The following is an 831-nucleotide window of genomic DNA, read 5'->3' as shown; positions in this document are numbered from 1 at the left end:
GAAAATGAAATCTAACAGTTTTGATAGAATTGTTGTTATTTCGGCAGAAATATGGAAAATGTACTTCCTTTTCCCGGAACGGAAGCAATCTTGATATAACCTCCCTCACCGGATATGATCTGTCGGGCAAGGTATAAGCCGATGCCGACCCCTTCCTGCTCCTGAACCGCCTTTGAGCGGTAAAAGCGAGCAAATATCTTCGCTTGCTCAGTTTCCGGTATGCCTGAACCGGTATCCGATATATCGACCCTTGCAAACATTTCATAGCTTACGGCAGAAATAGTAATGGTGCCATGCTCCGTATATTTGATGGCATTGTCTACGATATTCGCCAGCGCTTCCGCTGTCCATTTGAAGTCGAATACGGCAAAAGCATCGGTATCTTGCAGTCGCAAAGACAATCCTTTTTCAGAAGCCTTGGCGGCATATTGTTCTACTACGCTTTCAAGCAGCGGCTGCAGCGCTGCTTGCTGAGGGGAGAGTGAAATGATCCCGTTTTCCAGTCTGGAAAGCTTTACGAGAGAATCGATCAAAAATCGCAGCTTTTCCGATTGTTTGTACAGCGCCTCCACATTTGCCTTCGCCGATGCAGGCAGAGTTTCCTCCATCAGAAGCTCGCTGTATAACAGCAGGTTTGCAATCGGCGTTTTCGTCTGGTGGGAAATGTCCGCAATCAAGGTTTTGATTTTGTCTTTTTCCTGCGCTATGTTTTGAGAAGATGCTTCTGCGGCGGAAAGATAGTGCGCAAACTTTGTTTCCAATGCAGACAGCTGGCTTTCATCAAAATTGGTTTCAGAAAAGGAGCCGGTCATGGCAGCGTCCAGCATCCTT

General features: G+C 46.7%; 1 protein-coding gene. It reads right to left on the bottom strand.

Annotation, left to right across the window (positions count from 1 at the left end):
• Nucleotides 1-35 precede the first annotated feature (35 nt).
• On the bottom strand, nt 36-831 hold a 796-nt coding region (locus DXC01_RS19985; protein WP_147399655.1), incomplete at its 5' end, for a sensor histidine kinase.

Origin of the sequence: Blautia sp. OM07-19, from assembly GCF_003481595.1 — a bacterium.
Classification (GTDB): Bacteria; Bacillota; Clostridia; order Lachnospirales; family Lachnospiraceae; genus Blautia_A; species Blautia_A intestinihominis.
The sequence above is the reverse complement of the archived record's forward strand: the minus strand, read 5'-3'. Positions and strand labels throughout refer to the sequence as shown.